The sequence below is a fragment of the Bradyrhizobium sp. 147 genome (assembly GCF_023073935.1).
GTDB lineage: Bacteria > Pseudomonadota > Alphaproteobacteria > Rhizobiales > Xanthobacteraceae > Bradyrhizobium.
The window spans coordinates 1-12,445 of sequence record NZ_JADPKL010000019.1 but is presented as its reverse complement, the minus strand read 5'-3'; the positions used below and the strand labels follow the sequence as shown (position 1 = coordinate 12,445).

Annotated in this window: 7 protein-coding genes and 6 pseudogenes; 6 read left to right on the top strand and 7 right to left on the bottom strand. The window is 57.9% G+C overall.

All coding sequences use genetic code 11. The annotated features are described in order from the left end of the window. Nucleotides 1-243 precede the first annotated feature (243 nt). The 3 genes and pseudogenes from IVA87_RS04380 to IVA87_RS04370 form a co-directional block, all read right to left on the bottom strand. A complete protein-coding gene (locus IVA87_RS04380; protein WP_247332829.1) occupies nucleotides 244-1,575 on the bottom strand; it encodes an LLM class flavin-dependent oxidoreductase in 1,332 nt (443 codons plus the stop codon). 1,995 nt (nucleotides 1,576-3,570) lie between these two features. Beyond that, nucleotides 3,571-3,945: pseudogene (locus IVA87_RS04375) on the bottom strand (transposase); the annotation flags it as partial. 294 nt (nucleotides 3,946-4,239) lie between these two features. After that, nucleotides 4,240-4,605, bottom strand: a pseudogene (locus IVA87_RS04370) (transposase); the annotation flags it as partial. A gap of 201 nt (nucleotides 4,606-4,806) precedes the next feature. Here IVA87_RS04370 and IVA87_RS04365 point away from each other — a divergent pair. Then, a complete protein-coding gene (locus tag IVA87_RS04365) occupies nucleotides 4,807-5,190 on the top strand; it encodes a transposase (protein ID WP_346658337.1) in 384 nt (127 codons plus the stop codon). 438 nt (nucleotides 5,191-5,628) lie between these two features. Here IVA87_RS04365 and IVA87_RS04360 read toward each other — a convergent pair. The 3 genes and pseudogenes from IVA87_RS04360 to IVA87_RS04350 all read right to left on the bottom strand — a co-directional run. Then, a protein-coding gene (locus IVA87_RS04360; RefSeq protein WP_247332827.1) for an IS3 family transposase occupies nucleotides 5,629-6,731 on the bottom strand; the annotation gives its coding sequence in 2 pieces (ribosomal slippage) (nucleotides 5,629-6,470 and nucleotides 6,470-6,731; 1,104 coding nt in all). 72 nt (nucleotides 6,732-6,803) lie between these two features. Next, a pseudogene (locus IVA87_RS04355) lies at nucleotides 6,804-7,440 on the bottom strand (integrase core domain-containing protein); the annotation flags it as partial. Nucleotides 7,441-7,454: 14 nt separating this feature from the next. Next, nucleotides 7,455-7,660, bottom strand: a pseudogene (locus IVA87_RS04350) (transposase); the annotation flags it as partial. Nucleotides 7,661-7,915: 255 nt separating this feature from the next. Here IVA87_RS04350 and IVA87_RS04345 point away from each other — a divergent pair. The 3 genes and pseudogenes from IVA87_RS04345 (at nucleotide 7,916) to IVA87_RS04335 (ending at nucleotide 9,888) form a co-directional block, all read left to right on the top strand. Further along, nucleotides 7,916-8,677 (top strand): CmcI family methyltransferase, encoded by a 762-nt coding sequence (locus tag IVA87_RS04345; RefSeq protein WP_247332826.1) that lies wholly within the window; start codon nucleotides 7,916-7,918, stop codon nucleotides 8,675-8,677. A 73-nt stretch (nucleotides 8,678-8,750) separates the two neighbouring features. Then, nucleotides 8,751-9,639: pseudogene (locus IVA87_RS04340) on the top strand (transposase); the annotation flags it as partial. 18 nt (nucleotides 9,640-9,657) lie between these two features. Further along, nucleotides 9,658-9,888: a hypothetical protein gene (locus IVA87_RS04335; protein ID WP_247332831.1), complete on the top strand. Its 231-nt coding sequence runs from the start codon at nucleotides 9,658-9,660 to the stop codon at nucleotides 9,886-9,888. Nucleotides 9,889-10,365: 477 nt separating this feature from the next. Here the strand turns inward: IVA87_RS04335 and IVA87_RS04330 are convergent, their stop codons facing one another. Then, the gene (locus IVA87_RS04330) at nucleotides 10,366-10,641 is read right to left on the bottom strand and encodes a hypothetical protein (RefSeq protein ID WP_247332825.1); all 276 of its coding nucleotides are present in this window, start codon (nucleotides 10,639-10,641) and stop codon (nucleotides 10,366-10,368) included. Nucleotides 10,642-10,805: 164 nt separating this feature from the next. On the opposite strand from IVA87_RS04330, the gene IVA87_RS04325 reads away from it, so the two are divergent. Together IVA87_RS04325 and IVA87_RS04320 are read left to right on the top strand one after the other, a co-directional pair. Continuing rightward, on the top strand, nucleotides 10,806-12,164 hold the full coding sequence (locus IVA87_RS04325; RefSeq protein WP_247332824.1) for an NtaA/DmoA family FMN-dependent monooxygenase: 1,359 nt from the start codon (nucleotides 10,806-10,808) through the stop codon (nucleotides 12,162-12,164). A 94-nt stretch (nucleotides 12,165-12,258) separates the two neighbouring features. Further along, a pseudogene (locus IVA87_RS04320) lies at nucleotides 12,259-12,345 on the top strand (transposase); the annotation flags it as partial. Nucleotides 12,346-12,445 lie beyond the last annotated feature (100 nt).

Here is a 12,445-nt window from a genome sequence, read left to right as displayed (position 1 = left end):
CAGATGTCCCAAAGAGCTCGAAGAAGGTCTTCGCCTTCCTCCAGTTGAGCGTAGATGATCTCCTCGATCTTCCCACTCATCATTTTCCTAGTCATGTCACAGATCCCTGAGCGCCGAGAGCCATCGGATACTTCCAACTTGATTTGGCCCGAGTACACTTGTTCCGCCCGTCGATCAGCTCAGTCGCGCGAGAGAAGCCGTGCTGTATCGAATCAGACTCGTTGGCCGCCTAACCACACGCGATTACGTGAACGAATTGAGGGGTCGCTTGAGACCGAGATTCTCTCTTAGAGTCTGCCCCGTGTACTTGGATCTGAACTTTCCTCGCCGCCGCAATTCCGGGAGAACAAGCTCAATGAACTCCTTAAGACCATCGGGAAGCGTCGCCAGACACAAATTGAAGCCATCGGCTGCACGTTCTTCAAATGTGTCCACCATGGCTTGAGCGATCTCGTCAGGCGTGCCAACAACCATCAAATGCCCCGAACTGTCGGATATATAGCGCATCAACTGTCTCCAGGTATATCCTCGGCGAGCGGCCACTTCCAGCAGTAGCTTCTGTCGACTCTGGAATAAGTTCGACTGCGGCAGAACGTCGGGCACCAGCGAATCGAGATCCACCGAACGCAGGTCTTTGACGAAACCTAACCATCGCTCAGCAACTCCGGTTAGAACATCCATGTGCACATACGAATGAAGCCTCTCAAGCTTATCTGACGCTTCCTGCTTGGTCCGCCCGACGATTGGGACGAGACCCGGCATAATTAAGATCTCACTGTCTTCTCGCCCATATCGATGCGCCTTTTCTTTGAGAGCCGTGTAGTACCTCTTTCCGTTCTCGCAGAGTGGCTCCGCGGTGAAAATGACTTCCCCAACCTCTGCAGCGAAGGCCATTCCGATATCGGAGGCACCAGCTTGAACCAACACGGGATATCCTTGCGGCGGTCTCGCAGTGTTCAGTGGTCCTCTTACTGAAAAGTAGGCGCCTTGATGCTGAAGCGTATGCAGCTTGGTCGTATCAACAAAGATCCCGCTTCGCTTATCGCGAATAAAAGCATCGTCCTCCCACGAGTCCCAAAGCCCCTTAACGACTCCCACAAACTCTCTCGCTCGAGCATAGCGCGTGCTATGATTTGGCAGTTCCTTCTCACCGAAATTGGCAGCTTCGAACTTGTAACCCGAGGTGACAATATTCCAAGCAGCGCGGCCCCGCGACAGATGGTCAAGCGAGGCTAGCATCCGCGCAACATGATATGGCTGATTGTACGTCGTGGTCGCAGTCGCAACAAGACCGATATTTTGTGTTCGCGATGACAGTGCTGACAACAGGGTCATCGGCTCGAACCCGTCGTGTCGGCTTCTGCGAGCTATGGTCGCGTGAGCCTCATCTGTTACGCTCGGAGTATCGGCGCAGAACACGAAATGAAATGCCGCAGTTTCGGCAAGAGCTGCGAGATTGGCAAAATAGTCGACATCAATTCCGCCATCGGCTGGCACGCACGGATCGCGCCATGCAGCTTCATGGCATCCCGCCTGAAGAAGCATAACTCCAAGTTTCATCTCGTCTAGCCGCATACCGCCTCTCCCTATCTGCATTGATTCGTTCACCGTATCACCGTGTCCTGAGAAAACTGATCAGAGCGCCGTTGCCCGAGAGGCAATGAACCATCAACCTTTATCAAGCCACATCGGATTCTGTGAAATGTCCAGGCGATTAGACTGACCTTCACCAGGCAGCATCGAACTCAGTGCAAGGGACGCTCACAACACTGAGCGCCTAATGCTCTCGACGCACGCAACTCGTTACATGTTCTGAAGTCTAGCTCAACCACCAGCATCGATAGGTGCCACGAAATGCGGAATCATGGAAACTGCGAGTGTATCTTCAATCGAAAATACGACACAGGGCCATCGCTGCCGCTTCTTCTGATCTGAACGGAAACACCGCCGCGGATGCTCAAACGGGGCGTGTCAAATTCAAAGCTCCATGCCGATGGAGGGGAAGCATGCATGACGAAGGCACTATTCTGATCTTCCAAAGGGTGATCGCCGCGATCGGCGGTGGTTTGTCATGTCGGCCCTGGCTTTTCGCCAACTTCCTTGCGGCGACTGGGCCAGCGGATCGCGCTGGCCCAGCTGACGCCCGTCGCAGTGCATCGAAACACATGCACAATTGATTTTTGGACGCGGTGAAGCGAAATCGGATATCACGCTCGCGGAGTTGCGTGAGCTGTTGAATCGTCGTGGAATATCGGTCGGCGCTTTCGCGTTGGCGTTTCTTCCAGCGTGGAAAGATCACAGTAGACAAGAGGGCACACGCCGCTGAGCAACGGCGCGGAGTATAAATGCGGCGCGTGAGAAGTGGTGCGAATGGTAAATCGAGCTTGATCTTGAGCGCGTCGTCTTCATCGACGAAACCAGCTCCAACCCCCAATGGCGCGCCTTTACGGACGCTCTCCACGCGACGAGCGTTGTCGGCCATTCCTCACAGACGTTGGAAGGGACGACATTCACCCGCTGGACTGATGGTCTGATTGCACCGCTTGTTCTAGACACGATGGATGGAGACGCTTACCTGACCTATGTCGAACAATTGCTCGCCCCATCGGTGCAGCCGGGCGACACGGTCATAACGGGCACCATTTGGCCGTTCACAAGATCCATGATCTTCGGGAGGCCATTCAGGCCGTCGGAGCTCACCCTGCTCTATCTCCCGCCCTACAGTCCGGACTTCGACTCGGTCTAGATGGCCTTCTCTAAATTGAAGGCGCTGTTGCGCGCCGCTGCCGCGCGCTCCATGCCTGGTCTCTGGCAAGCAATCGCCAATGCTCTCGAACGCTTCTCATCCGAAGAATGTCACAACTATCTCGCCGCCGCGGATACGAAGCGACGTGATTGGAAACCGCTCTAACCTCTTGTTGGAGCCAGTGCGTTGTGAACAAGTCTGCCGTGTGTGCAACGAGAATGCTTCGTGCACCTACTTTGTCACGCGCGAACTTGTCCTGCAATGCGCTTCTTGTCGCCAACGCCGTCGCGAAACTCGGCGCCGGCAAGAAAAGTTGCGATCTCACCCAAATCCCCGTCCCCTCGGGAGACGCCGCTCCGCCGAGACGGAAGGAAACGGTGCGCGTGGAAACGACCAGGCCGCGGAGGCCCTTACATCGCCCGCGGCGACGCGGCCGCGCTTGCCGCCGGAGCCAAGACGGACGTTGGAGCCACTGGTCCACATCTTGTGCAGCAGCACGGCGAGTGCGCGCGCCACGACCCTCGTCGCCCTTGAGGCCCTTCTTCTGGCCAGCCGCAGCCCCACCAGCCGCAGCCAAAAATTTTTGGAATCCGCGTGGGGATCGCGATCGCCGCCGCGTACACCGTCGCCAGCGTTAGCTTGTCGCGGCATTGAAGATGCTGCCGATGCGGTCGGTCTGTCCCGACTGGTAGTGCCGCTGCATCTAGCCAATAGTGGGTGCCGACATCGGTCGACTTCCTGAATCGGCCGGGTCGTCGACAGTTGCGCGGAATGTCAGCCACGAGCGCCCCGACACCGGGTACGGTCATCATCCACTGCACCGCGTCACCCTCTAACACGCGGTCGCGGTTCTTGGAGAAGGTCGAGTGGTCCCACACCGGATCGTCCACGCCCAGACCGACAAACCAGCGGAATAGCAGGTCAAATTCCAGCCGCTCCATCAATTGTCGTTCCGAGCGAATGCCGTAGAAGGCCTGCAGCAGCATCGCCCGAAGCAGCTTCTCCGGTGCAATCGAGGGCCGGCCAAAGTCCGTGTAAAGCCCCGCAAACGCCTTCGATAGATCGCCCAGCGCAGCGTTCACAATCTCCAGGATGGTCCGTAAGGGATGGTCCGAACGAACCCGCGCTTCAAGATCCACGTAACTGAACAACGATCCAGACCGCTCGTCCGATCCTCGCGTCCCGGCCTCCCGATTCAATCATCGAGAGAATCACGTCCAATTCCATCCCGCCAGAGACTTCTTCAACAGCCTGCTAATCTTACTGCGTCATAAATTTCGATAGCCACTTTGACTTGAGATTGCCCTGATGCAACAAGGGCATCGAGATAGTGTGACGACGAGAGCCGCGCTCAATCTTCGTCGGACGGTCGCAATCGAATTCGGAACGTGCCGTTCAGGCCGCAATGGCGGATGCCCTCGGCCGATAGGTTTCGGGAATGGCATTTCCTTGAAGAGCTTGGTGGAGGCTGTTTCTGAGAGGGGAATCGTCTCTCGCTCCGAGACTAGGAATCCGTATGCGCGATGCACAGTGTTGCGTGATGGTGAAAACCGCGCCAACCCCGCCCCTCGAAGTGGCCAAGGCCGACCTCCTGTTTGAGTTCGTGGGTAGCCGCGCTCAATGCGCCAGCGCAGCTTGGCAATATCGACGAGCTGACGAAATCCAATGTTGGCCGCAAGCGTTGAAAACCAATATTTGGTTGGTGCTTCTTCGCCCTCTGGCCACTCGATCAGCAGCCATTCCTCTGGTCGGCTTTCCGCGAGCCAGTAATCTCGATGTGCCGGACGGACGCGCACGCGGGCAAAACGCGAAGACAACCGCTCTGCCGCACCCTCATGCCACGTGATCTTGTGCCAAGCAGCGGATGTCCGCCTGCTCGCCTTTTTAGAGGCGACGGGGCGTCCACACATGTCCATGATGAAGGTGTCGCCGGGGCGCAGCGATGGTGCAAGCAGTTGTTCCGAGGCGCGGGTGCCGAAGAACCATCCGCTGGCAAATTCGGGCGGTTGTGCGCGAGATCCTGGGGGAACTGAACCGGAGCCTTGGACGGTTCTATTGCAGTGAGGGACGTCCCCCCCATCCCGCCGGAGCAATTGGTCAGCGCTCTGCTCTTGCAGGCACTTTACGGCATTCGCGGGGAACGGCAGTTGATGGAGCAACTTGGACTACATCTCCTCTACCGCTGGGTCGCGGGACTGTCGCCGGACGACCCGGTCGGGGATCCGACGACGCTCACGGAGAACCGCTCTCGGCTGGAAAACGGCGAGGTGTTCTCGCAGTTCATGGCCAGGCTTCTCAACCATGCGCAGGTCAAGCCGCTGCTGTCGAATGAACATTTTTCGGTGGATAGCACGCTGATCGAGGCTTGGGCCCACAGAACAGCTTCCGCCCGAAGGATGGCTCAGGCGACAATGGGGCGAACTTCCACGGACAGAAGCGCATGAACGACACGCACGCAAGCGTTACCGACCCTTACGCCGCTTTACCGCAACGCCTTCGGACGCGAGACCAAGCTCTGCTATATGGGCCGTGACTATGGAGAACCGGCACGGGGTGGCGGCAGGTTAGATCACCCGTAACCGGTATGAGCCCCACGTCTGCGGTGAGCAGCGGGCGCGTGGGTAGCGCATCGGCATCCAGTATTGGCGCACGGCCTCAACGGCCGCTGGAATATCGGTGTGGGCGTTGCGCAGAAAGCCTCGAGTCTCGCGGCCGCTTGGTAGCGGGCCGAGGAGCGGACGGCCTTGATCGTCGCGACAGTGCAGCAGGATGGGTAGATGCTGACCTGCCACTGAATTTTCATCCAGCGGCAGTTGGAGTCTCGGGGCACGTGTAGCGAGACCGAACTTTGGACCACCCAGAACTAGAGTTTTGCGCTTCTTTCACGGTGGCGGGCTGGTGGCGCCATCGCGGTTGTGCAGTAAAATCGGCGGTTTGTTGCCGATTGCCCCATGCGGGCGTTCTTCATTGTAGTATCTGCGCCAAGTCTCCACCTTTTCCTGGGCGTCCGCAAGGCTGAGGAACCAGTGCGTGTTGAGGCATTCGGCCCGGAAGCGCCCGTTGAAGGCTTCGATGAAGGCGTTGTCGGTCGGCTTGCCAGGCCGCGAGAAGTCGAGCGTGACGCCGCGCTGGTAGGCCCAGAGGTCAACATCGCGCGACACGAACTCGCTGCCCTGATCGACGCGGATCGTCGCCGGGAATCCCACTTCATTGCAAACCCTTTCCAGGACCGCCACGACGTCGGTGCCTCGGAAGGTGAACCGGGGCTGCAGCGCCGGCGAGAAGCGGGAGAAGGTATCGACGATCGTGAGCACGCGCAGCTTATGCCCCGTCGCCAACTGATCGTGGACAAAATCCATCGCCCAGGTCTCGTTCGACCGCGTCGCCGGCCTGCGATCATCGCGCAGCTTAGCCTTGACCCGGCGCTTGGGTGATTTGTTGCGCAATTGCAGGCCCAATTCGCGATAGATCCGCCGCGTCTTATTCTGGCCGTGGCGCCATCCCTCGCGGTGGAGCAGAACGTGGACACGGCGGTAACCGTAGCGAACGCGTGCATGACAGATCTCCTTGATCCGAGCTTCGAGGGCCGCCTGGCCTGAGCGACGAGATTTGTAATGGTAGGTCGACCGGTCGAACTCGAGGGCTTTACAAGCCTTGCGGATCGAGACCTGCCACTCACCACAAACCTCATCGACGAGCTTGCGCTTCCGGCCAGGCTTCACAGCTTTCGGCGGATCACGTCCTGCAGCATCTCCTTGTCGAGGCTGAGATCGGCGACCAGCTTCTTCAGCTTGGCGTTCTCATCCTCAAGCTGCTTCAACCGCCGCATCTCGGTCGGCAGCAGCCCGTCATACTTCTTCTTCCAGTTGAAATAGGTCGCCTGGCTGATCCCGGCTTTGCGGCAGATCTCCGCCACCGCAACCCCGTCATGGCCCTGCTTCAGGATGAACGCCTTCTGGGCGTCCGAAAATTTTGAGGCCTTCATCGTTGTCCGCTCCTCCCAGCCGAGGGATTTACGCAGCACAACTCTAGCCAAAAATGGTCCAGGTTGCCGGTCTCAGATCATTTGTACGCCAAGTGGCGCAACGGACGATCGGCGGAGCTGGTCGGGGTTGCGCAGCCGATCGTCCGTTGCGGTGAGGTGGGCGGCATAGGCCGCGAGTCTCGTTGAGTAGCTCATCGCGCATCCGGCCGTTGAAAGCTCTCGACGAAGCCGTTCTGCATGGGCTTTCCCGGTGCGATGAAGTGCCAATCGATGGCAGCGTCCTTGCACCAAGCCAGCATGGCGTTGCAGGTGAACTCGGTGCCATGGTCGGACACGATCATTCCTGGCTTGCGGCGTCGCTCGACGATTGCTATGAGTTCGCGGGCCACGCGCCGCCCCAAGATCGACGTGTCCGGAATGGCGCCCAGGCATTCCATGGTAACGTCGTCGACGATGTTGAGGATGCGGAAGCGTCGACCATTGGCGAACTGGTCGTGGACGAAGTCCAGCGGGCATTGGGCTTGGCCTCGACCAGGATCGGGGCCCGGGTCCCAACCGCCTTGCGGCGAGCCCGCCGCTTGCGGACGGTGAGCCCTTCCTCGCGATAAAGCCGGTAGATCCGGTTGTTTCCCGATGGCTCGCGCTCCCGCCGCAGCAGGACGAACAGGCGGCGATAGCCGAAACGCCGCCGCTCGTTGGCTGGATCGCGCCACCATGACCGCGGGCGAGCGCCTTGTAGGCAGCATAACCATCCACCTGCAGAATGCCGGAAAACCCCGTCAAACGTCCGGCGATCTCCTCGGTGCCGCGGTCGTCGGCGAACACGTAGGCGACCGCCGGCGGCGAAGGGCCACCCCATGGCCGGTCATCCATGGCATCGCCCAGAATTGGCAGATGCGGGTGCGATGTCGTCCGGGATCGAGCACGGACATCGGCTCTCGTCGCAGAACACGAACTTCAAGCTGGATTAAAGCCCGTGGGGCAACATCAGCCCCTCCGCACAGCCACAAAAATGCGCAGGCCACGAGAAGCGCCGCCTTGTACCACGCGGCTGTAGTGACGGTGCTACAGTGCTTGCTGCTGTCCGATTTGGTAGCTGCCTAAAGCGAGCTGGCCGTGGTCTAAATTGCTCTTTGGTTAGGGCCGACTAAGAACCAATGACATGCGCACAGGGGAAATAGACCATGAAACTCGCTTCCGGACACAGGGCTTTTTCAGAGGCCGCTCACAAGAACTACCCGGATCAAACAGCGCCAGGCGGAAGCCTTTATTGGGCGATCGCACTAGCCAGTACTGTTGATGCTGATTTTTCTGACCGTTTTGCAAAACCGTCGTTGCGAGGATGGAACTCGTATCTTCACACCAGACTTTTTCCTAGCTATCCCACAAAAATGGGGGCCTTGGCGATGACCTACAAAGGGTTGATAAATGTCAAATCTCCTTTTGATTTGGCTCTCTATACGAGGCTTATCTGGGAACTTCAGCCGAGAGCAATTATCGAGCTCGGTTCGCTTCAGGGGGGCAGCGCATTGTGGTTTGCTGACCAAATGTCCGTACTTTGTGAAGATCCAGGTGAAGTTCACTCCTTTGATTTGCACGCCAAATGCATCCATGCAAGAGCAAACCATCCCTTCCTTACCTTTCATCAGATTGACCTTGCGAACGTCACCAGCTTCGATGAAAATTTGCTGACGGGGCTGCCCCATCCCTGGCTTGTAATCGACGATGCACACGTACAAGTATTTTCGATATTTTCTAACCTGAGCCGCTTTCTTCGGTCAGGAGATTATTATGTGATTGAAGACGCTCCTATGAGGGCAGACAACGAGATTATTGATGGCTTACAGTTAGTAGAGCAAAAAGGGTTCCTAATTGATACGTATTACACCGACGCGTTTGGGAGCAATCTTACTTGTGCGCCAAATGCATGGCTTCGCAAATTGTAGGTGAGCTTTTACTGCCTTACAGATCTCAGAGCCTCGATCTGGAATGCGCAACAAGGATTTGCCGTAGGTGGCACGACCGCAGCCTTTAAACCGCAAGACTGAGCGCTACGCCTTGGAAGGCGTGCCGATCGCACTCTCGACCATGGCGGACGCCGGGGATCGCTCAGTGCATTGCTGACTCCCCTGCGGCGCTTGGTCGAAGCCATGTGTCATGGCGGCCGAGCGCCTGCATGCCGATGATACGACGGTGCCGGCGCTAGGCCAAGGGCAACACCGATAGGGCACAGTTCTGGATATCTGGATATAGGTCCAGGACGATCGACCGTTTGGGGGCACCGAGCCGCCGGCGCGATGTTCTACTACTCCCGAGACCGTAGGGGCGAGCATCCCTAGCTGGCGGGGTATGCCAGATCCTGCAGGGCGACGCATATGACGGATACAACCAGCTCTATGCGAGAAGGAGATCCCGCTCTCGCACACGGCGGTCGGGATCGTGCTGCGGATCGATGCGCTGTTCAAGATCGAGCGCTCCATCAATGGCAGGAGCCCGCGAAGAGCGTCTGGAGATGCGACAGACGCTGAGCCGGTCTCCGGTCGAGAACTTGCAGGTCTATATGCGGGAGCAGCTCGCGAAGCTGTCCCGTGGGCACGACCTGGCCGCGGCGTTCAACTACATCCTGAAGCCGTGCGCGAGCTTCACACTCGTCTAGGAGGAGGTTTGCCTCTCCATCAATACCACCGAAGGACGCTTGCGAGGCATGCTCTTGGACGAAAATCCTGGTTGTTCTACGGCTCTGACCGCGGCCGACGGTGCGTGGCTTCCATGTATAGCTTGGTCATCACGACCGAAATGAATGGCGTCGATACCCAGGCCTGGCTCACGGATCTCCTTGCCCGCATTGCCGAATATCCAGCTCAGCGGCTGGACGAACTCTGCCTGGAATTGCTCGGTGGCATCAGCCGCTCTCCGCTCGAGCAGCATGACCACGCAGGTCAACAAAGTTCATCACGTCACCACCATCACCGAGGTCGCAAAGGATCTCGGTGAAAACGAAGACTGGCTGCGCGACATTGCCATCGAAATGGAGATAGAGGACGGCCCCATCTGGCTATACGGCGTCGGCGAAAATGGTGTTCAGGCCTTCAGCGAGTTCGGGATCGAAAACTTACAAGAAGAATCAACAATTAGCCTGCCGGGACATCTGCGTTGATCGCCTGCGCGGCAAACCGCGCGCGGAGCCTACTTAGCGCCGAAAAGCTGCTCATGTGCGCTCAAAACGGCGAAACTCTTACTTGCAAATGGTGCATCTTACATTTGCGGCATGAGCTGTCGCAGCCCCGTCGGGCCAAAAGACCCTGGCGGGTTGGCAGACACAGGTCTCGACACGTAAGCTTTCTGCTTATTGGCCTCGCCGTCTGTCAACAAACCTGACAGCTTGAGGTCGTTAATGATCAGATGTTTGGTTGTCGGCCTTCCGAAGCCCGCGTCGCGCAGGATTAGGGAACAGCTGGTTGTACGCCTGTTTCCTCCGGGTTCGTATGATCGTGTCATTGCCGATCTAGCGGATCACGCGGAAAAACTTTTCAGATGGCCTTATGAGGAAATTGCGAAGCTAGATGCTGCAGTAGCCTCGAGTCAGCTGGCCGTGTTCGCCTCACCAACTTACAAGGCGACATTTGCGGGGCTGCTAAAGGAATTTCTCCACCGATACCCGGCTTGCGGACGGTCCCATGGACACTCCCGCCTTGCGCACCTGATCCCTGAACCAGTTATAATAGCCCGTTTCGGTGAAAGCCTCTCTAAATTGCGTTTTGATATACAACTTTCGCTCAGGAAGTACGGGCATAGCCGCGATCACCGCCTCAAGGTGAGGCAGCAACGGAATATCGATTTCCGCGCCGGTCTTTTTCCGCCGGTAAACCAGCCGCCGCCGGCAGACGCCCTGGGCGGATCCGAATTGCATCTCCGACGCCGAGCGGCACAGAGCAAAAGCTCCAAAGCGGGGCGTTCGCGCGTTCCGATTGCGTGTGCATCCGTAAAGAACTTGGTCGCGGAGTCCGGCCGATCCTTCGAGCCCTTCAGCTTACGCTATGAATAAATCCCGGTAGACGCGAAAAGGAGCACCCGATGGAGATCGACGAACATCGAACTATGAAGCTCATACTGTTCCATCAGCCCGCCGGAGGCATTGCGGGCTCATGGCGGCTTCCCGGCAGCCGCATAGAGGATCTCTATCGTCTCTCACCTGCCGTCGACGCGGTTCTTGAGGCTGAGCGAGCCAAGCTCGACGCGGTCCTTTTCGCCGACGGGCTTGAGTTTCGTAACATCGGAAGAAATCCGGCCAACTTTTATGAGCCGATATCGCTTGCAGCCGCCCTGACAGGTGTCACTGAACGCATCGGCCTAATCCCCACAATTTCCACCACGTTCGCCGAACCGTACAACGTTGCTCGCTATCTCACAGGGATCGACTTCCTGAGCGACGGCCGCGTGGGTTGGAACATCGTGACATCAAGGGTTGGTGAGGAGAATTTCACGCTCTCGGTTCTTCCAAGCAGCGAGGTGCGATATGCACGCGCCGACGAGTTCTTGGACGTAGTCACCAAGTTATGGGATGCATGGCAGCCTGATGCGGTGATTAATGATCGGTCCTCGGGAGTCTGGGCCAACACGAGCAAGATCAAGCCGATCAACCATGTCGGTGAGCGATTCTCGGTGAGGGGGCCGCTGCAAACTCCGCGCTCTCCGCAGGGGCGCCCCGTACTGTTGCAGGCAGGTCAATCGGGCCCCGGCCAGGCCTTAGCTGCCCGGTGGGCGGATGTGATCTTTACGGCCCAAGCGGACATTGAGAACGCCCAATCCTTCTACACACAACTGAAGACGGCTATCCGCGTCAACGGCCGCGATCCCAATCGTGTCCCGATCTTGCCTGGACTCTATGTCACCATCGGCGAGACAGAAGCCGAAGCACGGGATCTGCAGGAAACGCTGTTGAACCTCAGCGACGTCGACAGCCGCCGCGAGGGTTTGAGCAAAGTTCTCGGCGGCGTGACTTTGGTTGACTTGGACTTGGATCAGACCATCCCGCCGGATCGTCTGAGGGTTCCCGAGGACGTCAGAGATGACAACCGAACGCTTTACTGGGCTGGGAGCAGCAGCCGCTACGTCAACTTCTATTATGCAGCCGTCCATCGCAAGTTCACGATCCGCCGGCTGATGCAGGAGTTGCTCCTGACCGGTGGCCACGGCTCGCTGGTCGGCACGGCAGCGCAGGTGGCCGATGAGATGGAGCGCTGGGTTCGCGAGAAGGCATGTGATGGTTTTGTTTTGATCCCCAGTCACCTTCCTGCTGGCCAGACGGCGATATGCAAGCTACTTGTGCCCGAGCTACAAGAACGCGGCCTATTTCGTACCGAATATCAAGGACGTACCTTCAGGGAGCATCTATATGAGCGCTCCGTCACCCGACGACAGTCAGCTAAATGACCGCTTCGGCGGTGTAGTATGTTGAGGACAGCGGGCATAGCATGTAATTTAATGCAACATTTTGGAGCGGCGATGACAAAAGGCCCCCTTATTTGATGACCGCAGGATCTGGCTCAGCAACAACGCGGCCGAGAGAGCGTTGCGGGGCATTGCATTGGGAGTGCGCAACTGGACCTTCGCCCGTCGATCGTTAATAAGCCGAATTGGGCTGAACTGGACAGTTGAGCGTTGGCCAGAGTGAGAGCAGGAAGAGGGACAAAAGGTCTCTGAGCCAAGCCAGG